This is a genomic window from Shewanella sp. SP1S2-4, assembly GCF_031932075.1.
Taxonomy (GTDB): domain Bacteria; phylum Pseudomonadota; class Gammaproteobacteria; order Enterobacterales; family Shewanellaceae; genus Shewanella; species Shewanella baltica.
This window is the reverse complement of sequence record NZ_JAUOET010000027.1, coordinates 19333-40840: the sequence shown is the minus strand read 5'-3', so window position 1 is coordinate 40840 and position 21508 is coordinate 19333. Positions and strand designations below refer to the sequence as shown.

Here is a 21508-nt window from a genome sequence, read left to right as displayed (position 1 = left end):
ATACCTCATCAATTTATTAAATCATTAACAGTAAAAAGCCGCCATCGATTCAATTCGATGGCGGTTTTTTTAGTGCTTTAAAAACGATGTTAATCTTGCTGCAATCGATTTCTCGCCTTCTGATAGAAGTAAGACACTGTCAGCAAAATAACCCCGATCAGCATAAAAGCAATGACCTTTTGCACTAGCTCGAAGGACGCCATATCCAGTAATAGCACCTTGAGGGTCGATAGGATAAATAGCCCTGCGGCGAGGCGGATCATATCGGCATTTTGTGGTTTTAAGCTGATAAACATCAACACACTGCCATGGATAACTAATAAAATCGCGCTGAGTGGGGCGGCAATCATGTTATCGAAACTATAACTCCACATGAAGTAACTCAAGGCAAGTAACAGATGCCAACCCCACTTAAGTCCTTGTAATGGCATGATACGTCTATGCAAGCGTATTGCTGCGCCGTGCTGCAAGATAAGCCTTGCTAGGAGTGCCAGCGATAAAAACTCGATTAACACAAACGAGGCATTATCACGATTAAGCCCAAGCGTGATCTCAAAATGCAACATGATGGGCAACAGGGCTAAGCCTAACGTTAGGCCGTAGGCGAGATGGTAGCTTTCCTTTATTGCGGCTTGAATTTCGGCGACTAGGATTAATTTCATGCTATGTGAGGCTTGGCTTACAGGCCTTTGGCTTACACCTCTTTGGATAAGCAAGGCAAAATAACCACTTAAGGCTAGCGCTGTCATCGCTATTCCTACTAGCTCTGAATGATTAAAGCCATAAACGATCACGGCCAATACCAGTGCAAAGTAATAAGGGCTCAGTTGCCATTGTAGCTGCAGCAAGGGGCGCCATGTCTCGGGTAATTGGCGATAACGAAGCAGGGTGAAGCCCATAAACAGGGCGCCAACGGTCAGCGCCGCGAGTCCTTGCCAAACGTGAATAAGACATAGCGAGGCGGTCATCATAACCGCTAGCCAAGTGAGGATTTTGGCCTCTATGTTCAAACTCTTATGCTTAACAAAATAGGCTAAACCTAGGCTCATAAAGGTGCTCAGCCAAAGGGCGATAGCGGTATATTCCCAATAGTTGCGGATAACTTTGGGCAGTAAAATAAGCGGCAGCAGCAAGTAACAGCAGATTTGCACGCTGTAAGCGGCTTTAGCAAATAGGGCATCTTTATAGTGGCGGCGATACCAATAATGGGCCAAAAGTAAGGCGGTAAATAACTCAATCCGTGCCAGTTTTGCCATGAGCGGCTGGGCGCTAAAGCTAAAACTGTCCGCGAGTGTTATGCCTTCAACGACCTTAAAGAGCAGCGGTAATAGCAAGATCCAAGCGGCAAATTCGCTGATAACGAGTTTGTCCTTTGCGCTTAAATACAGCAGTAATAGGCTGACCAGTGGCAAAATGGCGAGGTAGTAATCGCTGCTCAAAAGGTAAGCCGCGAGGATAATTGTCGCCACATAAAAACCGCTTAATAGTTCTTTTAGTATTCTGCAAAGCTGATGTTCTAACGCAGAAAGTGGCGCATGGGTGAATGTTAATAGTCGAATGGCAAAGACTAAGGCGGCGCAACTTAAGGCCAGCGCTATCAGCGAAAAGCCAAAGGCCGACAAAGGTGAAATCGCTAAGGCATCTAACATGCTGGATTCTAACAGTGCCATACTATCTAGCACGCTAAACGCATTCAATCCTAAACCCATCAGCAGTAATACATAGGCTTCGGCGCGCACTGAAACCAGCTCTTCCTTGGTGCCAATCCATAGCAGTAATAAGGCTTCGAGCAGTAAGACTAAGCCGAGGAAATCATGGCTGAGTAAATACAGCGCCGCGAATCCGGCAAAACTTCCAGCAAAGACTAACAATAAGCCGCTGCGGGCTTTTTCTAAGCGGCTTTTTAGCTGCCAATAGAGGGCTGCACAAATCAGAGCGTTGGCTGCAAAAATTTCCCCTGCTAACTCAGTAAATTGCGTTAATTCGAATAGCACAAAGGCGAGCAATGCTATCGGAAGGGCGAGTATTCGATGGCTCAGCGTATTGCTTGGTTGTTTATCTTGATGGGTAAATTGATGGGGAAATATTAGGCCGGTGATGCCGTAGAGATAAAAGGTCGCATTAATACTGATAAGCGCCAGCAGACTGCCGCCGCCAAAGTCGGTGAGTGGCAATGGCACAAAATAACTAAAGGCTTCGATGCAGCCAATGTGCAGCAGGGCGGTGATTTCCACTAATAGCGGCCACTTTAACTTACGACTCTGGGCAAGGGCGCCGGCACCAATAAGCAGTAAATAAGGAGGATACAGTAGCGGCGCATAGCTTTGGGATAACAGCATCATAGGCGCGGTCGAGCCGCCGACTAAGGCAATGACGGCAATGACTTTGGCATCTAAGCGCATTGACAGGCCATAACCTGCCAAAGTGATCAATAACAGTAAGATAAAACTCGCGCTATTGGGGATGATTTCAAAATATGGCCCAATAAAGTAAGCGCAGAGAAAGTTTAGGATAAGGCCTAATCCGACTATCCCTGAGCCAAAGTCCGCCATGCCCGCGCGTTTTTGGCGAATAAAAATCCCGCCGGCTATGATAGCGTTCGCACTGGCAAACCCGAGTAGGGCTTTGCCCAGTTCAGAGAACCAATGGTTGATGGAATATTGCAGTAAATAACCAAAGCCTAAGGTCAGGGTGATGATCCCTGCAACTGTCATCAAGAAGACTGGCCCTAATCCCTTAGCTTGATAATGATGGTAGAAGGATTTGATTTGTTCGGTAATTGCGCCAAAGGGCGCCATGATGGCCGCTAATCCTTGGGATAGCAGATCATCAAATTGACTCGCCACTTGCACGCTTGCCTGTAATTTGACTTCATCACTCAGTTGTTGGCCCTGCGCCTGGTATTTGGTTTTAGCGACTTGTTCTGCTGAGGTATTTTTTGTGTTTCTTTGCCAAGGGTCTTCTTGCAAAGCGTTTTGCTGCCATGGGTTGGGTTCTGCTTGAGCAGGCGCTACGGGAGCGGACTCAAGGATTGGTGTGTGTGCCGCATAGGTTAATGCGGGCGTGTTATCTGCGGCAGGGAGCACAGCCGCAATCGATACTGCATCTGCCGCCATACTGACAGTGGTATCAAAGGCGTCTTCAGTCGCAATTTGCTGACTTAAGGTATCGAGCTTAGTTGAAAATTCTGCCAATTGACGGCTGAGCGAAGATTGCTGCGATAAATGCAGCGACTGTAATTGTGCCAGCTCAGCTTTTAGTTGGGCAACGTCATCCTTTAACGGCATATCTCAATCCTAGTTAAGTGCCTAATAGCTTAAAAACATTCAGCGCTTAAAAATTTAAGGACTTAAGCGCCTTTGCAATTGGATTGTACTTGCGACAGGGGATTTCGGCTAGCCATAGCGAATGTGGAAAAATGCTGATAGTGGTGTAGAACAATATTTTAGCGGGTTTAGTTCAACAAAGAGCCAGACATTGCTGGCTCTGATTAAAGTACTAAATAGTGGCAGGGTTATTTCTTTTGCGCCTGCAGGATCACAAATTTACCGTTGGAGGCGACTGTGGTGCAGTTTTTAAATAAGCGCTGCAATTTCACATGATAAGCCAGATGGCGGTTGCCGACGATATGTAAAATACCTCCGTCTTTTAAGCGGCTGCGAGCATCTAAAAACATCTGCCAGGCGATATGATCGGTAATGGCTTCGCCTTGATGGAAGGGCGGATTACATAGCACCAGATCCGGTTGCACTTCTTCTGGCAGATGCGTCATGCAGTCATCCCAATAGAAGTGGCCTTTATCTGCTGGCAATTGATTACGCGCCCAGTTTGCCTTGGCTGATGCGACCGCCATTTCAGAATCGTCGATAAAGTGGATATCAGCTTCTGGGAATAACTGAGCGGTTCGCAATCCCAGCACGCCATTGCCACAACCTAGATCGACAATCGACTTGAAATCCCCTTTCGGCAGATTTTCGAGCATGATACGTGCGCCAATATCGAGTTTGTTGGCGGCAAACACATTACTTAAGTTGCTGATCTCAAGTTGATATTCTGGTACGGTCCAAGTCACTTCTTTGGCTAATGGTCTGGGTTTACCATCGCTGACACAGGTAATTACTCGGGTGTTTTTCCACGCTAAACTGGCGCTTGCTGGGCCTAAATGCTTAGCAAAGATATCGAGCAAGGCGCCATTTATCGATTTGGCTTTGGCTGCCACTAATACACGAATGCCAGCGGGTAACACTTGCGATAAGCGTGTTAGCTGGTGGGCAAAGTAGCTTAAGTTTTTAGGCAACTTCATCAATACTAAGGCTAAGTTTTCTGGCAAGGTATCGCGGCTGGTAAACCATTGCAGGTTATCCAGCGGCAACTGATTGCGGCCATGGTTTTGCTCTGCGCCTAAAAAGCTGGTTCTGGCATCGGTTTCAACACACAGTGGCCAACTTGGATTCAGTTTTGATACACCACAGCTTAAGGCGCCGAAACTGTCGTTGATAATGGCGGTTGGCACGGCGGCTTGCTCTGACTCAATAAGGCTTTTGAGTAAGTGTTCATCGGCGGCATCCCAAGCTTGAAGATTAGATTCCTGCTGAGCCGGATACCGTAAAAGTTCGAGTTCAACACCCGCTACTGAAAATTGTGTTGTCATGTGCCACACTGCGCCAATAAATTAAGGCGCAGATTATCGCAGATTTCATGGCGCAGTGCGACGGCTCTGCATTAAGGATGTCTAGCCCTAATATATAGGCCTAATGTATCGTCCTAAATGCAGCCCTGCTGTGGACGAAGCGATAATTAAACTGCCGGATAGGAGAGGGTGCTGAACAAGCAAGATGATGACTAAAGATAATGATCTGACTAACAATCAAGGTGGCGGCCAAAGGGTTGACTTGTTTTCTGAACTTGAGCTTGAGTTTGATGCAGCGGCGGATCATGATTTGCAGTTAAGTTTGAGCATGGTCGAACAAGGTTCGAAAAAAGCTGAGCAACCCATACCGCCCATCACCTTAGTGCGGGGTTATCTTAATGCTGAGCAGCAACTTGCGTTGATGACAGAAGCGCAGACTTATCCCTTAAGTCGCCCCGAAATCCAAGTATTTGGTCAGTTTCACGCAATTCCTCGCCAGCAAGTGTGGTTTGGCGATTTGGGCTGTGACTATTTATATTCAGGACTGTTTATCCGCGCCTTACCTTGGCCTAAATATGCCCAGAAGTTGAGGGATAAGTTAACGCGGGATTATGGTTTGGCGAGTAATGGAGTATTAGTCAATCGTTACGCCGATGGTAAAGATTGTATGGGTGCCCATAGCGATGATGAATCGGAAATTGCACGTGGCAGCCATATTGCTTCTATTAGCTTAGGCGCCACGCGGGATTTTGTGCTTAAGCATAAACACTGCCAAACCAAGCACTGCATCAGTTTGCACAGCGGTGATCTGCTAATCATGCACTGGCCTATGCAAAACGATTGGCTGCACAGCTTACCTAAACGTTTGAAAGTAAAAGAGCCCCGTTGGAATTACACCTTTAGGCAACTCATCGTAAATTTCCATGGCTAAATGCCCGTTGTTAAATGACAGCTATTCATTGCCTCCTGTTTATTACTGGTGGCGGTGAACGGCCTGCTAAATAAGATGACTTATAAAGTGGTTATTGAGCAGCAAACAGACTAAGTGAATTTGATCTTTTCTGTCTGAAGCAGTACTCTGCGGCCACTGGATTTCCCCATTCTGAGACTCGAATATGTCCAATACTCATGCGCAGGGCACAGTGGCTAACACTATCACGCAGAAGTTAACTGAAGGCTTCTCGCCGACTCACTTAGAAGTGATCAACGAAAGTAATCGTCACCATGTGCCACCGAATTCGGAAACCCATTTCAAAGTAGTGCTCGTGAGTGAGCAGTTTGATGGTTTACGTCTCTTGGCACGGCATCGATTGGTTAATACTCACTTAGCCCATGAGCTAGCGAATGGCGTGCATGCCTTGTCGATCCACACATTCACTCAAAGTGAATGGGATGCGAATGCACAAGTGCCTAATACGCCAAATTGTCGCGGTTAATTCATCGCTTTCCAATACTTTTAGCTTAGATTTCAAAGCCACTCTCCATCGAGTGGCTTTTTGTTTTAGGTCAAACTAAGGTCATTTTCTGGTTTCTGTGCCCGAGTTTCTGGTTTCCCTATAGGCGTTTCTGTGTTAACAATATGTTCTATTTTAAGGGTTTGGGTGATGCGATTGCGGAGCTCTGTCCTGAGAGCATGTTCACGTCTGTTAGAACCATGGGCTCGTTTGATGTCAGGGAGGGTATTAAAAATGCGTAAGTTTGGGAGTGTACTCGTCTTAATGCTGCTGATGGGACTGAGCGGTTGTAATCCCGCAGCCAGTGATGCGCAAAGCGTAGCCGTTTCCCATGCCGCAACGGATGACCCCCAAGCTATTCCCGCTATTGAATGGCGCCTTGCAACCTCTTGGCCGAAAAACTTCCCCGGTTTAGGCATGGCTCCTGAGAGTTTTGCCCATTTAGTCGATGAAATGTCTAACGGTCGGTTAAAGATCCAGGTTTATGGCGCGGGTGAGTTAATGCCAGCGTTTGCCGTATTTGATGGTGTGAGTCAGGGCAAAATTCAAATGGCCCATGCCGCCTCTTATTATTGGAAAGGCAAGGCACCCGCGGCGCAGTTTTTTTCATCGATTCCCTTTGGTATGACGGCGCAGGAAATGAACGGCTGGCTGCACTACGGCGGTGGCATGGCGTTGTGGGATGAAGTGTATCGCCCCTTTGGCATCATTCCCCTCGCGGGTGGCAATACTGGGATGCAAATGGGCGGCTGGTTCAATAAACGGATTAATACGATTGCTGATTTTAAGGGATTGAAGATCCGCATGCCGGGCTTGGGCGGCGAAGTATTAAAGCGTGTCGGTGCTATTCCTGTGAATATGGCGGGGCGTGAACTCTATGGTGCGCTACAAACTGGCTCGATTGATGCGGCTGAGTGGGTGGGGCCATTGAACGACCTTGCCTTCGGTCTACATAAAGTGGCGAAGTACTACTATTATCCTGGTTGGCATGAGCCGGGTTCCAATATGGAATTCTTGATTAATAAAGCCGCCTTCGAGAGTTTACCTCAAGATTTACAAGCCATAGTTAAAGTCGCGGCGAGAGCCATTAATCAAGATATGCTCGACGAATACACGACCCGTAATGTAGCCGCCCTTGAAGCCTTAGTGAATGATGAAGGGGTGGTGCTTAAAGCGTTCCCACCTAAAGTGTTGTTGGAACTTGAGAAAATCTCTAAACAAGTGATTGAAGAACAAGCCAATCAAGATCCCTTAATGCGTAAAGTGTACGCCGCCTATCACGCCTACGAGCAAGGTGTGCGCCAGTATCATAAAATATCTGAGGATGCTTACAGCCAACAGCGCCAACATTAAATGCGTGCTGTTTTTAGCACTCACTGTCACATTAACAGCTGATTTATATGAGATGATTTCATCTTAAATTATCTTGTTATCGGCGTAATTCATTTGGTGTTATGCTTGCAAGCCATAAATAGACAGTTACAGTGGCGTTGATGTCGCCCTGAGAATTTGGAGATCCCTATGCCATTACTTGATAGCTTTACCGTCGATCATACTCGAATGAATGCCCCAGCAGTTCGTGTTGCTAAGCACATGAGCACGCCAAAGGGCGATGCGATTACGGTATTTGATTTACGTTTTTGCGCACCGAATAAAGAGATCCTCAGTGAGCGTGGTATTCATACTCTAGAGCATTTATTCGCGGGTTTTATGCGTGACCATTTAAATGGCAGCGATGTTGAGATCATTGATATTTCGCCAATGGGATGTCGTACCGGTTTTTATATGAGTTTGATTGGTGAACCCATAGAGCGCCAAGTGGCCGATGCGTGGTTAGCCGCGATGGAAGATGTGCTTAAAGTGGTTGAGCAGTCTGAAATCCCTGAGCTGAACGAATACCAATGTGGTACGTATGAGATGCATTCATTAGATCAGGCACAAGATATCGCCCGTAATATTATTGCGGCTGGCGTAAGTGTGAATCGCAATGATGATTTGAAATTAAGCGACGAAATTCTAGGTAATCTGTAACGGTTTGCACTCTTACTTGTATAAGATTGCCTAGCCAGTAAATTCAGTTTCCTGAAGTTAATGAGAGAAAGCGACGAGAGTCGCTTTTTTTTTCAAACAAATTCAGCTATTTTACAAGTTAATAACAAAAACGCCGTACGCTAACAAAATTTTTGGGAGCTTGGTATGCCTAGTCGTTACTTCACAGTATCACTCTGTGCAATTTCTGTATCTCTTGCCTGTTCTAACACAACGTTCGCCGATGATTTCCACAGTCAAATGCTTGAACTGAATCAGCTCAATGACACATTCCACTCCACTGCTGACAGTTTAGCGTTAGGCCAGTTAACGGCTTTGACGGTTTTACCTGCGGATCTTAACGGAAATCCAGCAAGCATTAGTATGCGCAGCGCGAGTCAAGGCGTGGCCGTATTGCAAGATAGAGTGTATTTCTCACCTGCGCCTTATTCTGCACCGCAATTACAACTATTACCCAATCTGCTGCAACAACAGAGTGTCACTGTCACGCCAATGGCGAATATGGCGGTTGGTGGGCAAGGGGCGTTTGGGGTGGTGAGTTATCAAACCTTACCTGTAGCCGAGCAAGCGGAAAACAGTAAGGTAACGCTCGAAGGCAATACGGATGCTGACTACAGTGTCGATGTGAATTGGGGCGTGAAGCAAAAAGAATACGGCATGATACTCGCGGTTAACTACAGCGATGGTAGCGGCGCCGATCACTTGCTCAATGGTCAAGATACTGACCGCCAAACCACTGATATCTTATTTAAAATCAACGCCGCGAGTTTATTAGGTGCCCGAAGTCCGCAGGTGACTGAGTTTACCTACCAGTTCCTCGATGATGATAGCTATCGCTCCCAACTCGGCTTAACGCAGGCCGATTGGCAACAAGACCCGATGAGTTTGTATTCGGCCACGGCGGCAGATAAGCATCAAGGGCGACACCATAAGTATCAACTATCGCACCAAGTTGCGCTTAGTGGTGGGCATAAGGTTATCACTGACTTTTACTATCAATCCTATTCGCAGCAATTAAATCAACTCAATCAATTTGATGGGCAAATGCTCGATACCCAGAGTTTAGCAGCGCTGGCCGCATTTGAACGGCAGCCGACAGTCGATGGCGTCGCGGTCGCTTCGTTACAACAAGACAATGATTTTAGCTCCTTTGGGGTACAAACTGAGTCCGTGAATCAATATGGCGCCCATCAAATTAGTTTGAGTGCCCGTTACCATACGGATAAAGCTGAGATGCACCTTGGTGAACAGCAAAGTCTATGGCAGCAGGACTTGAGTGTAGTGAGTGATGCACCCAATGCGCTGTTGGCTTATACCGATGATGCGACCGCATTCACCTCGGCCATCGATTCCTTGTTTAATTGGGACGGATTGCAGCTCAAACTCGCGCTTGCTTATGAAAAAGTGGACGTCAATCGCGAGGTCAATCTAGCCTACGCCGGACTCGAAGCGGCGGATTTTTCTGATAGCGATTGGATGCCACAGCTTGGCGTTTTATATCATGCTGGAGATTGGCGCTTTAGTACGGATATTCGACGTTCATGGACCGCCGCGAGTGCGGGGAATCTTGAGCAAGAGGCACAAGTGTCGCTGCAATATCAAGTCAGCGCCCAATATGCCAGCGAGCATTTTAGTGCTGACATCAAAACCTACGTCCAAGATTTTGATAATCTGCATGTCAATTGTGATGCGTATACCCAATGTGCCGACAGTCGTTTGTGGATTCAAGGCAATGTCGTGGATGTGCTGACCAAAGGAGTTGAGCTGAATCTTGGCTATCAGTGGGAACTGGGCAGCGTGCAGTTACCTTTAGCCTTGAATTATCAGTATTCAAATGCCGAGTATCAAACCAATAGCTGCAATGAAATCCAAGGCTGTGTTGTGGCTGGCGATAGGGTGGCATGGTTACCTGAGCGGCAACTGCAGTTGAGTGCTGGGATGAAATACGCAGAATATGAACTGCATGCGAATGTCTTTTATCAATCGGAGCGCGAAATGGGCCAATTCGGCGCCCAATTACAGCCTGTCGCCGCACAATGGCGGGTAGATTTAGCGGCGAATTATCATTTTAACCGTCACCATGAGATTTATTTTCGGATAGAAAACCTCTTAGATGAGACATTAATCACAACAGCATCAAATAGCGGAATTCGATCGGAAAATGGACGTATTAGCTATTTAGGTTATCAATGGCGCTTTTAAGTTGAATTTTATTTCGTTTGAATTTAAATCAATTGAAACAAATAAGATCGATTTAAGCCGTGTTTAGTGGATGTTTCGACTTTTTGCTAAATTAAATCTTTAATTATTAATGCTATAGTATCCAGTGGCCGTAATATTCTCTCTTTCTGATCCGTCACTAGGTCGGAAGGCGAACGCTGTAGCGCATGATTCTTTTCAATCCATTTTTTAGGTTTGAAATCACCTATAATTTTCGTGGCGATGCCAAGTCAATTGGGGTAAAATGCGCGCGACCAGCGTGATTGCGATCGCATTTCTGTGATAAATCTGCGCTAGCTCAATGCAGTAGGTTTTGTTTAAAACCTAAGTATTTAGCAGGAACGCGGCGCATTGTCTTTCCTTCAAACGTAGTGCTTGTGGATATGATTACAATTAAGAAAGGATTGGAACTGCCTATAGCAGGCGGACCAGAGCAAGTTATCCATAATGGCCCAGCCATTAAACATGTAGCTACTTTGGGTGAAGAGTATATTGGCTTACGTCCAACGATGAAAATCAAAGTGGGCGATAAAGTACAAAAAGGCCAGGTTCTTTTTGAAGATAAGAAGAATTTAGGCGTTAAATATACGGCTTTAGCCAGTGGTACTATATTAGACATTAACCGGGGCGCCCAGCGTGTTCTGCAGTCTGTTGTCATTGAAGTGGAAGGAAACGAAAGCGTTGCCTTTGCTAAATATGATGCCACTGCACTCGATACGCTCGACTCGCAGTTAGTCCGTGATAATCTGATCGAATCAGGTTTATGGACTGCTTTGCGTACTCGTCCTTTTAGCAAAGTTCCTGCTGTAGACTCTTCTGCTGCTGGTATTTTTGTAACCGCAATAGATACTCAACCTCTTGCCGCTGATCCCGTTGTGGTGATCCGTGAGCATAAAGAAGATTTTGCTAATGGTCTTAAGGTCTTAGCAAGACTTACTGACGGTAAAGTTTACCTTTGTAAAGCGCCTGGCGCTGATATTCCTGCCGCAAACGCCCAAGTTGAAGAATTTGCCGGTGTGCACCCTGCAGGATTAGTCGGTACTCATATTCACTTCTTATTGTCTGCCTCTGCAAAACGTACCGTTTGGCATATTGGTTACCAAGATGTAATAGCAATTGGTCAGCTATTTACGACGGGTGAACTCAATACCGAACGTGTTATTGCGATCGCAGGCCCTAAAGCGGCTAAGCCAAGACTCGTACGCACTGTTGTGGGCGCGAGTATGACTGAATTAACCGCAGGTGAAGCTTTAGATGGCAATGTTCGTCTGATTTCAGGCTCTGTTCTGAATGGTCGTACAGCCGTTGGCCCACAAGGGTATTTAGGTCGTTACCATGTTCAAGTAAGTCTGTTAGAAGAAGGTACAGAGAAAGAATTTTTAGGCTGGGTATTACCAGGCTCAGACAAATATTCTATCACTCGTGCATTCTTAGGACATCTTGCTCCCTCTCGTCTGTTCAGTATGACGACCAGTACAGGTGGTTCAGACCGCGCTATGGTGCCAATTGGTAACTATGAGCGTGTAATGCCATTGGACATTCTTCCTACTATGTTGTTGCGTGACTTGATTTCAGGTGACTTTGACGGTGCTGCTACGTTAGGCGCGTTAGAGTTAGATGAAGAAGATCTCGCACTGTGTACGTTCGTATGTCCAGGCAAGTATGACTACGGTTCATATCTGCGTGACTGTCTAGATACGATCGAGAGGGAAGGCTAATGAGCTTGAAAGATTTTTTCGAACGTATTGAACCCGACTTTGAAAAAGGCGGTAAATACGAAAAGTTTTATGCCCTATTCGAAGCGGCATACACAATTTTTTATACCCCAGGTAAAGTGAACAAGGGCAAAACCCACGTTCGCGATAACCTCGACCTAAAACGTATGATGATTACGGTTTGGGCTTGTGCTTTCCCTGCGATGTTCGTGGGTATGTACAACGTAGGTTTACAAGCTCAATTAGCTTTAGTGGCTGGTTTTGCTACCCCTGACGTATGGCAAGTGAGCTTGTTCAGCATGTTCGGTACCGAACTGACGGCAAACTCTGGCTGGCCTGCGCTAATGTGGTATGGCGCCTGTTTCTTCCTACCTATCTACGCGGTGACCTTCGCCGTCGGTGGTATCTGGGAAGTGCTGTTTGCCTCTATCCGCGGTCATGAAGTCAACGAAGGTTTCTTCGTTACCTCTATCCTGTTCGCTTTAACGCTGCCAGCAACTATCCCATTATGGATGGTGGCGCTGGGTATCACCTTCGGTGTGGTCGTGGCGAAAGAAGTGTTCGGTGGTACAGGGCGTAACTTCTTAAACCCAGCGCTAGCGGGTCGTGCCTTCCTGTTCTTCGCTTATCCGTTGAACATGTCGGGTGATACCTCATGGGTTGTGGCTGACGGCTACTCAGGTGCGACTGCACTGAGCCAAGCAGCAGCGGGCACATTAGATTATGCAATTAACCAAAACTGGTGGGATTCGTTCTTCGGATTCATTCCTGGTTCTGTTGGTGAAGTGTCTACATTAGCGATTCTGTTAGGTGGTTTGGTCATCATCTACACCCGTATCGCTTCATGGCGCATTGTTGGCGGTGTAATGGTCGGTATGATTGCCATTTCTACTCTGCTTAACTTTGTCGGTAGCGACACTAACCCAATGTTTGCAATGCCTTGGTACTGGCACTTAGTGTTAGGTGGTTTTGCGTTTGGCATGATGTTTATGGCGACAGACCCTGTGTCAGCGTCATTCACTAACCAAGCTAAATGGGCATACGGTATCTTGATCGGTGCAATGGCTGTGTTTATCCGCGTGATTAACCCTGCATTCCCTGAAGGCATGATGTTGGCAATTCTGTTTGCTAACTTGTTCGCGCCATTGTTCGACCACTTCGTGGTTCAGGCAAATATCAAGCGGAGGATTGCCCGTGGCTAGTAATAAAGATTCGTTCGGCAGAACCTTATTTATCGTCGTTGGCCTATGTCTGATTTGTGCGATATTTGTGTCTACTGCAGCAGTGTTACTGAGACCGACTCAAGCAGAAAATAAACTGCTCGATAAGCAAAAGTACATTCTGGAAGCCGCTGGTCTTATCGATACTAAAGCGGGCAAGGTCACCAAAGCGCAAATTCTGGATACTTACGGCAAACACATCGAAGCTAAATTGGTCGATTTAAAAACGGGTGCTTGGGTTGATGGTGTTAATGCTGACACTTTTGATCAACGTAAAGCGTCTCGTGATGTGAAAACCTCATTTGTACCTGAGAACGACATTGCTTCAGTGAAACGTGTAGCGGATAACGCTGTGGTTTATCTTGTTCGTGATGAACAAGGCAAATTAACGAGTGTGATCCTGCCAATCCATGGTTATGGCCTTTGGTCTACTATGTATGCCTTCCTTGCTATGGATGCTGATCTAAACACAGTGCAAAGCTTAGTCTACTATGAGCAAGGCGAAACGCCGGGCTTAGGTGGCGAAGTGCAAAATGCTCAGTGGAAAGCGAAATGGCATGGCAAAAAGTTATTTGATGAGCAAGGTAACATTGCTATCAGCGTAACTAAAAACCCAGCTGTTGCTAGCACTGAATACGGTGTAGACGCATTATCTGGCGCAACCTTAACGAGTAATGGTGTGCAACATTCACTGACATTCTGGTTAGGGAAAGAAGGTTTTGCGAGTTTCATTGAAAAAGCACGCAATGGAGGTCTCAACTAATGTCTGACGCTAAAGAACTGAAACAGGTTCTGACCGGACCTATAGTCAACAACAACCCGATTGCTTTACAAGTACTTGGTGTATGTAGTGCATTAGCGGTAACGAGCAAGCTCGAAACTGCACTGGTAATGGCGTTGGCGTTAACTGCGGTAACCGCGTTTTCGAACCTGTTTATCTCAATGATCCGTAATCATATTCCAAGCAGTGTGCGTATTATCGTACAGATGACCATTATTGCCTCTTTGGTAATCGTGGTTGACCAATTGCTGCAGGCTTATGCTTATCAGATCTCTAAGCAGCTGTCGGTATTCGTCGGTCTGATTATTACGAACTGTATCGTAATGGGTCGTGCCGAAGCTTACGCGATGAAAACACCGCCAATGATGAGCTTTATGGATGGTATCGGTAACGGTTTAGGTTACGGTGCGATTCTGTTAGCTGTTGGCTTCGTACGTGAACTGTTTGGTAACGGTTCTCTGTTCGGTGTTGAAATCCTGCACAAGATCTCTGATGGCGGCTGGTACCAACCAAACGGTCTGCTACTACTGCCTCCGAGTGCGTTCTTCCTGATCGGTGTTCTGATTTGGATTATTCGTACCTATAAGCCAGAGCAAGTTGAAGCAAAAGGGTAAGTGCGATGGAACATTATATTAGCCTGTTAATTCGCTCTGTTTTCATTGAAAACATGGCACTGGCCTTCTTCCTAGGTATGTGTACTTTCTTGGCTGTGTCTAAGAAAGTCACCACAGCCATGGGCCTAGGGATTGCGGTAGTTGTAGTGTTAACTATCTCTGTCCCAGCAAACCAAGTTATATATCAAGGGCTGCTAGCTCCTGGTGCACTTGCTTGGGCTGGCGCACCTGAAGCTGACTTAAGCTTCTTGAAATTCATTACCTTTATCGGTGTGATTGCGGCTTTGGTTCAAATTCTGGAAATGGCACTGGACAAGTACTTTCCACCTTTGTACAACGCATTAGGTATTTTCTTACCTTTGATCACAGTGAACTGCGCGATTTTCGGTGCGGTATCATTCATGGTTGAGCGTGACTACAAGCTAGGCGAGAGTGTGGTGTTTGGTTTCGGCTCAGGAGTGGGTTGGGCATTAGCTATCGTATTGATGGCCGGTATCCGTGAGAAGCTGAAGTATGCCGACGTGCCTAACGGCCTACGTGGTTTAGGGATTACCTTTATCACCGCTGGTTTGATGGCCTTAGGTTTCATGTCGTTTTCTGGTGTGTCTCTGTAAGAGACACATAACGGCTTCTTGAATTGGACCTTCTAAGGATAAGTTAATGGATATTCTTGGTATTTTTAAATCTACTCCGCTCGAGGTTTACCTCGGTGTGAGTATGTTTACTGCTATCGTCCTCATCTTGGTATTAGTGATTTTATTCGCTAAGTCTAAGTTAGTGGCTAGCGGTGACATCACGATCGGCATTAATGACGATCCTGAAAAAGCAATTACAACCGGTGCTGGCGGTAAGTTGTTAGGCGTTTTGGCTAACAGCGGTATCTTTGTATCGAGTGCGTGTGGTGGCGGTGGCTCATGTGGCCAATGTCGCGTAGTGATTAAGTCTGGCGGCGGTGATATTCTGCCAACAGAACTTGACCACATTAGCAAAGGTGATGCCCGTAAAGGCTGTCGTCTTTCTTGTCAGGTTAACGTTAAGAACGATATGGAAATCGAGCTTGACGAAGAAATCTTCGGTATCAAAAAATGGGAATGTGAAGTTATCTCTAACGATAACAAAGCCACTTTCATTAAAGAACTGAAGCTGCAAATTCCTGATGGCGAATCTGTACCCTTCCGTGCTGGCGGTTATATTCAAATCGAAGCACCTGCTCACCATGTTAAATATGCAGATTTCGACGTACCTGCACAATACCGTGGCGACTGGGAACACTTCGGTTTCTTCAATCTTGAATCTAAGGTTGATGAAGAAACGATTCGTGCATACTCAATGGCTAACTACCCAGAAGAGTTCGGTATTATTATGCTGAACGTGCGTATTGCTACGCCTCCACCACGTAACCTGACTCTGCCTTGCGGTAAGATGTCATCTTACATTTGGAGCTTAAAAGCTGGCGATAAAGTGACAATTTCTGGCCCATTCGGTGAATTCTTCGCGAAAGATACCGATGCAGAAATGGTGTTTATCGGCGGTGGTGCGGGTATGGCGCCAATGCGTTCGCACATCTTCGACCAACTGAAGCGTCTTCAGTCTAAACGTAAGATGAGCTTCTGGTACGGTGCACGTTCTAAACGTGAAATGTTCTACGTAGAAGATTTCGACGGCCTTGCGGCTGAGAATGATAACTTCGTATGGCATGTGGCCCTTTCAGATCCTCAACCAGAGGATAACTGGGATGGTTACACAGGTTTTATTCATAACGTATTGTATGAAAACTATCTGAAAAACCATGATGCACCAGAAGATTGTGAGTTCTACATGTGTGGACCTCCAATGATGAACGCTGCCGTAATTGGTATGTTGAAAAATCTTGGTGTCGAAGACGAAAACATCTTGTTAGATGACTTCGGCGGCTAATGTTCATTAGTCCTAGATAGAAAAGTTGCAGATGTTGAGGATAATCTCTCATCTGCAACTTTTGCATTTAAGGGCCCAAATAAGAGTAGTAGGTCACTATGTTTCAGACCTTAAAGATCAATACCTCAGTATTAAAGCATTCATTTAACTGGCTAGTCCTCGTAGGGCTGGCCTTTTTTATTTCAGCCTGCTCAAAGCAGAATGAGGTCATTTCATTAGCGGGCAGCACTATGGGGACGACTTATCACATTAAAGTCGTGCCGAATGAGCTGATGCCGACGGCGCAATTACTTCAAGCGGAAATTGATTTAGCCCTTGAGCTAGTCAATGACCAGATGTCGACGTATCGCCCAAATTCAGAATTATCCCGTTTCAACCAATTGCCATTGGAGCAAAGCGTTGAAGTTTCAGCGGATACCATCAAAGTGGTGCAAGAGGGAATACGCTTATATCAAGTGACGGATAAGGCACTTGATATTACCTTAGGTCCTTTAGTTAACCTGTGGGGATTTGGTCCTGATAAGCGCCCAACTAAGGTTCCGACTCAGGCCGATATCGATGCGGCGAAAGCCAAAACCGGTATTAGTGAGCTTTCGATAGAAGGTCATCGTTTAAGTAAGCATAATGCGCATTTGTACGTAGACCTGTCATCAATCGCCAAAGGGTTTGGGGTTGATAAAGTTGCTTCTCTTCTCGATAAATACCACGCGACTGGGTATTTAGTTGAAATTGGCGGTGAACTGAGCATTAAAGGTGCTAAAGGCGATGGTAGCTCTTGGCGCGTTGCCATAGAGCAACCGACCGATGATGGCTCTGAAGCCGTACAGCAGGTTATCTCACCAGGGACTATGGCGATGGCGACCTCGGGCGATTATCGTAATTATTATGAGGAAGACGGCCAACGTTTTACCCATATAATTGATCCACGTACCGGTTTGCCAATCAATCATAAGCTAGCATCTGTGACCGTATTGCATCAGAATTGCATGACTGCCGATGGTTTTGCGACGGCTATGATGGTTTTAGGTACAGAAGCATCATTGGAGCTTGCCAAGAAGGAACACTTGGCGATAATGCTAATTGAAAAGCAAGGCGAAGGATTTAAAGTCTATTACAGTGACGCCTTCAAGCCTTTCCTTAAGTAGTTGGAGTTAACATGAGCACTTTTATCGCGGCATTTGTAGTTTTATTACTGTTCTTTTTGCTGATGTCGATAGGTTATCTCATCAAGCGCAAAGCCGTCGAAGGAAGCTGTGGCGGTTTAGGTGTTCTAGGGATTGAGAAAGCGTGTGATTGTGATGACCCTTGTGACAAACGTAAACGTCGTATGGCCGCTGAAGAAGCGCGCCGTGAGAAGTTAACCAAAGATCGTATTATTTAATATTCTCTCAATCGTCTGTTTCGACAATAGCCTCCCATCTGGAGGCTATTTTTTGCATGAAACTTATCAAGCTAGACCATCCAATTAAATTTATCCTTGGGTTATGAGGGAGATAGCGCGTTAATCTAAGCAGGAATGAGAATGCTTTTCATCATTAAGTTGGTGAAATATAAAGATAATTTGAGTTGATGGGTAAATTGTACTAGGCTAGAAGCTTGATTTAGATCAATCTTTTTCACGCTTACCAAGGATAGTAACTTATGAAAGGTCATCCTAAAGTGGTTGGGCAACTGAATCGGGTGCTTACCTGTGAGTTGACCGCCATCAATCAATATTTCCTCCATGCCCGCATGTTTAAACATTGGGGCTTAGAGAAACTCAATCACGTCGAATACAAAAAATCCATCCAAGATATGAAGCACGCCGATAAGCTCATCGAGCGCGTGTTGTTTTTGGAGGGTCTCCCAAATTTGCAGCAACTCGAGAAACTTCGCATTGGTGAACATAGCCAAGAAATGCTCGACTGCGATCTGGCCATGGTGCAAGAGCAACTGACATTGCTGCGTGATGCCATTAACCTATGTGAAGCCGAGCAAGACTATGTGAGCCGCGATCTGCTGGAAGACATTCTCGAAGATGAGGAAGAGCATTTAGATTGGCTTGAGTCGCAGCAAGAGCTCATTACGCTAACCGGGATTCAAAATTATCTACAATCGCAAATTAGCGACCAATAGGAGCAAGATATGAAAGGCGATAAAGACGTCATCGATGCGTTAAATCGACTCCTAACGGGAGAACTCTCGGCAATGGATCAATATTTTGTCCATGCCCATATGTACGAAGATTGGGGCTTGAATGAACTCTATGAGCGCATCGCCCATGAGTCTGATGATGAAAAAGCCCATGCGGCCAAATTAGTACAGCGTATTTTATTCCTCGAAGGAACGCCTAATGTTGCCGCCCGTGAGGCGTTGAACATAGGTAAAGATGTGGAAGAGATGCTGCGTAATGATCTCGCCTACGAGTACAAGGTCGCAGATGATTTGCGCCAAGTGATTGCCCTGTGCGAGCAGAAGCAAGATTACCAAACCCGCGAGATCCTCGAAGTGTTACTCGATGATACTGAGTCTGACCACATGTATTGGCTCGAAAAACAACTCGGGCTGATCGACCGTGTTGGGCTACAAAACTACCTACAAACTAAGATGTAATCACTAAATCGAGATCAGCGGGAGTGTCTCGCTGATCCTATTTCTACCGCTTCTTATTTATCCAATCTGTATATAGTCTATCTGACTGTAAAACTCTGCCTCTACAAACTCATCCTCTGCAAAATATCTTAAATTTAGCGAATCCTGTTATAAAGCCAATATCCTTTCTTTACAAATACTTATTTACGTTTTTTATGGCGATTTCATCTGTTGTTAACAGGTAAAAATTGTTACCGTGTAAAACTATTTTTGCGAGCCATATTGTTAACTTGTTGGCCAGCCAGACGGGAAGATTGATGGGATATATGAAACGTTCTCTAAGTTTGCAGTTAGTGGTGACTATCGTTGGAGCGCTTGCTGTACTGCTTACCTTAGTCGCCGCTTTGTTGGTAACGAAAGAAAGTGATAACACGCGAAAGCAAGTCGATGCGGATATTTCGGCGTTAGTTGCCTTAAAAGCCAATGAGATCAGCGGCTACTTTATTGCTAAGGGCCAAGTGATCCATTCAGTATTTGCCGAGCCGGGTTTAGTCAAATGGTTTACTCAGTATCACGCCCGTGGCAGTCATCTCGCGGCTGATCGCCAGTATCAAGACATTATTGCTTACTTTAAGTCTTTCTCCGATCGGGATAGCGATGTTAAGTCTGTGTTTTTTGGCTCGGCCAATACCTTCGAGTACTTTGACCTTAATGGCCGCTTCGATGGCGACCCAGATTACTACACCAACAAACGACCTTGGTGGCAGGAGGCGATTGACCAGCGTGGCTTGTTTGTTGGCGATCCTGCGGTCGATGCGAACGATGGTTCAATTTCTGCCACGGTTAAAACCCCTGTTTATGCTGCCAATGGTGAGCTGATTGGGATCGGCGGCATGGATATCTTGATTGATACTATTGGTAAATCCCTGCTGGCACCGATCAAATACCGTGACTTTGGCCAAGCTTTCTTGATGACAGACGAAGGCAAGTTGGTGTATTTCCCTGGTTTTTCAGAACGTTTCCCGCCGGGTTCTTTGGCGAATCAAGTGGATACTCAGTTTAAGGATACCTCAGGGTTTTCGGCATTAAGACAACAGATGCAAAGGGAAGCGCAAGGGTTTGCTAACGTTACTTTTAATGGCGTGCCCCAACGGGTGAGCTTTGTGACTGTGGGCGGCGATTATCCCAAACAAAAGTGGCACTTAGCCTTTATGTTGCCTCACGAAGTGATTGAAGCACCAGTGACCGCTGCGTTCTGGAATGCCAGTATGGTTGCCATAGGCATCATGCTGCTAATGGGCGTGACGGTATGGTTGATGTTGCTACCCTTTAGACGTCAACTCGCTAAGTTATTGGATGCGATGGAAGATATCGCCGAAGGTGACAGTGATTTATCAAAACGTATTCTAATGGATCGAGAAGATGAGTTAGGCAAACTTGGCGATGCTTTTAACCGCTTTGCCGAGAAAGTGCAGCATATGTTGTTGGATACGCGCAGCTTAACCCAAGAGGTAGGCACGGGTGTTGTCGATGCGCGGCAGATCTGCGACTTAGCCGTGTCGTCGGTCTCATCGCAGAAGCAGCAGATAGATACGGTTGCTACCGCCGCAACGCAAATGGCGCAAACCAGTCAAGAAATGGCTGTCAGTGCCCAGCGTGCCAATGATTTTGCCCAGAAGGCGCAAACTCAAGCCCACGATGGTACACAGATTGTTTCCCGTGCGACCGAAGGGATGAAAGCGCTGTCGCAGCAAGTGATCGCCGCGGCGAAAGTGATTAAACACTTACGCAATAGCTCAGAGCAAATCGGTGAAGTTTTGAGCGTGATCCGTAACATTGCCGAACAAACTAATCTATTGGCATTGAATGCGGCAATTGAAGCGGCGCGTGCGGGTGAGCAAGGTCGTGGCTTTGCTGTGGTGGCCGACGAAGTGCGCACGTTGGCATCGCGTACCCAAGATTCTACCGCTAACATTCAAGGCATTATTCAAACCTTGCAACAAAGCGCATTGCAGGCTGAGCAAGTGATGGAATCGGGCGTTGAGCAAGCGAAAGCGGGGCAAGAGCTAACGACTCAGGTCGAAGCGGCACTGAATGATATTGCGACGGCGATTATGTCAATCCAACAGCAAACGGTTGAAATAACCGTAGCAATCGATCAGCAAGCCGTGGCAGCCGAGGAAGTGGCGCTCAATGTCGATAATGTGCGGGGGTTGTCGGATCAGTCTTTGCTGTCGAGTCAGGACTTGTCGCAAAGCTTGCAAGGGTTTGAGGATATGACTCGGGCACTTACTCGCAATATCGGCCAATTTAAGATTTAAGCCTAAGTTGGTCAGT

Annotated in this window: 18 protein-coding genes; 16 read left to right on the top strand and 2 right to left on the bottom strand. The window is 46.2% G+C overall.

Annotated elements, in window-relative coordinates:
- Nucleotides 1–89: 89 nt before the first annotated feature.
- Together Q4Q52_RS18595 and Q4Q52_RS18590 are read right to left on the bottom strand one after the other, a co-directional pair.
- Nucleotides 90–3287, bottom strand: a complete 3198-nt coding sequence (locus Q4Q52_RS18595) for a DUF2339 domain-containing protein (RefSeq protein WP_311991311.1) — start codon at nt 3285–3287, stop codon at nt 90–92.
- A 227-nt stretch (nt 3288–3514) separates the two neighbouring features.
- The gene (locus tag Q4Q52_RS18590; protein ID WP_311991310.1) at nt 3515–4651 is read right to left on the bottom strand and encodes a methyltransferase; all 1137 of its coding nucleotides are present in this window, start codon (nt 4649–4651) and stop codon (nt 3515–3517) included.
- Nucleotides 4652–4835: 184 nt separating this feature from the next.
- Between Q4Q52_RS18590 and Q4Q52_RS18585 the strand changes: the two genes are divergently transcribed.
- The 16 genes from Q4Q52_RS18585 (at nt 4836) to Q4Q52_RS18510 (ending at nt 21492) form a co-directional block, all read left to right on the top strand.
- Nucleotides 4836–5561, top strand: coding sequence for an alpha-ketoglutarate-dependent dioxygenase AlkB (locus Q4Q52_RS18585; RefSeq protein WP_311991309.1), 726 nt, complete (start codon nt 4836–4838; stop codon nt 5559–5561).
- A 184-nt stretch (nt 5562–5745) separates the two neighbouring features.
- Complete coding sequence (locus tag Q4Q52_RS18580) at nt 5746–6066, top strand: BolA family transcriptional regulator (protein ID WP_006080458.1); 321 nt, start codon at nt 5746–5748, stop codon at nt 6064–6066.
- Nucleotides 6067–6318: 252 nt separating this feature from the next.
- Complete coding sequence (locus tag Q4Q52_RS18575; protein ID WP_311991308.1) at nt 6319–7437, top strand: TRAP transporter substrate-binding protein; 1119 nt, start codon at nt 6319–6321, stop codon at nt 7435–7437.
- Nucleotides 7438–7605: 168 nt separating this feature from the next.
- Nucleotides 7606–8115 (top strand): S-ribosylhomocysteine lyase, encoded by a 510-nt coding sequence (gene luxS, locus Q4Q52_RS18570; protein WP_311991307.1) that lies wholly within the window; start codon nt 7606–7608, stop codon nt 8113–8115.
- A 165-nt stretch (nt 8116–8280) separates the two neighbouring features.
- A complete protein-coding gene (locus tag Q4Q52_RS18565) occupies nt 8281–10335 on the top strand; it encodes a TonB-dependent receptor domain-containing protein (protein ID WP_311991306.1) in 2055 nt (684 codons plus the stop codon).
- Between the two features lie 401 nt (nt 10336–10736).
- The gene (locus tag Q4Q52_RS18560; protein ID WP_006080462.1) at nt 10737–12071 is read left to right on the top strand and encodes a Na(+)-translocating NADH-quinone reductase subunit A; all 1335 of its coding nucleotides are present in this window, start codon (nt 10737–10739) and stop codon (nt 12069–12071) included.
- Nucleotides 12071–13270: an NADH:ubiquinone reductase (Na(+)-transporting) subunit B gene (locus tag Q4Q52_RS18555; protein ID WP_006083936.1), complete on the top strand. Its 1200-nt coding sequence runs from the start codon at nt 12071–12073 to the stop codon at nt 13268–13270. Before Q4Q52_RS18560 ends, Q4Q52_RS18555 begins: the two co-directional genes overlap by 1 nt.
- A complete protein-coding gene (locus Q4Q52_RS18550) occupies nt 13263–14051 on the top strand; it encodes a Na(+)-translocating NADH-quinone reductase subunit C (protein WP_220590973.1) in 789 nt (262 codons plus the stop codon). The genes Q4Q52_RS18555 and Q4Q52_RS18550 overlap by 8 nt, the downstream gene beginning before the upstream one ends.
- Nucleotides 14051–14683, top strand: coding sequence for an NADH:ubiquinone reductase (Na(+)-transporting) subunit D (locus tag Q4Q52_RS18545; protein ID WP_006080467.1), 633 nt, complete (start codon nt 14051–14053; stop codon nt 14681–14683). Before Q4Q52_RS18550 ends, Q4Q52_RS18545 begins: the two co-directional genes overlap by 1 nt.
- Before the next feature lie 5 nt (nt 14684–14688).
- The gene (gene nqrE, locus Q4Q52_RS18540; RefSeq protein WP_006080469.1) at nt 14689–15297 is read left to right on the top strand and encodes an NADH:ubiquinone reductase (Na(+)-transporting) subunit E; all 609 of its coding nucleotides are present in this window, start codon (nt 14689–14691) and stop codon (nt 15295–15297) included.
- 46 nt (nt 15298–15343) lie between these two features.
- Nucleotides 15344–16600 carry an NADH:ubiquinone reductase (Na(+)-transporting) subunit F gene (gene nqrF, locus Q4Q52_RS18535; RefSeq protein WP_006080471.1) on the top strand — a complete coding sequence of 419 codons (1257 nt, stop codon included), beginning with the start codon at nt 15344–15346 and terminating at the stop codon, nt 16598–16600.
- Between the two features lie 98 nt (nt 16601–16698).
- On the top strand, nt 16699–17745 hold the full coding sequence (locus tag Q4Q52_RS18530; RefSeq protein ID WP_311991305.1) for an FAD:protein FMN transferase: 1047 nt from the start codon (nt 16699–16701) through the stop codon (nt 17743–17745).
- Between the two features lie 11 nt (nt 17746–17756).
- Nucleotides 17757–17981 carry a (Na+)-NQR maturation NqrM gene (gene nqrM, locus Q4Q52_RS18525; protein ID WP_063884096.1) on the top strand — a complete coding sequence of 75 codons (225 nt, stop codon included), beginning with the start codon at nt 17757–17759 and terminating at the stop codon, nt 17979–17981.
- A 260-nt stretch (nt 17982–18241) separates the two neighbouring features.
- A complete protein-coding gene (bfr, locus tag Q4Q52_RS18520; RefSeq protein WP_106651431.1) occupies nt 18242–18715 on the top strand; it encodes a bacterioferritin in 474 nt (157 codons plus the stop codon).
- A gap of 9 nt (nt 18716–18724) precedes the next feature.
- Nucleotides 18725–19192 (top strand): bacterioferritin, encoded by a 468-nt coding sequence (gene bfr, locus Q4Q52_RS18515; protein ID WP_006080476.1) that lies wholly within the window; start codon nt 18725–18727, stop codon nt 19190–19192.
- A gap of 296 nt (nt 19193–19488) precedes the next feature.
- Complete coding sequence (locus tag Q4Q52_RS18510) at nt 19489–21492, top strand: methyl-accepting chemotaxis protein (RefSeq protein ID WP_311991304.1); 2004 nt, start codon at nt 19489–19491, stop codon at nt 21490–21492.
- Nucleotides 21493–21508 lie beyond the last annotated feature (16 nt).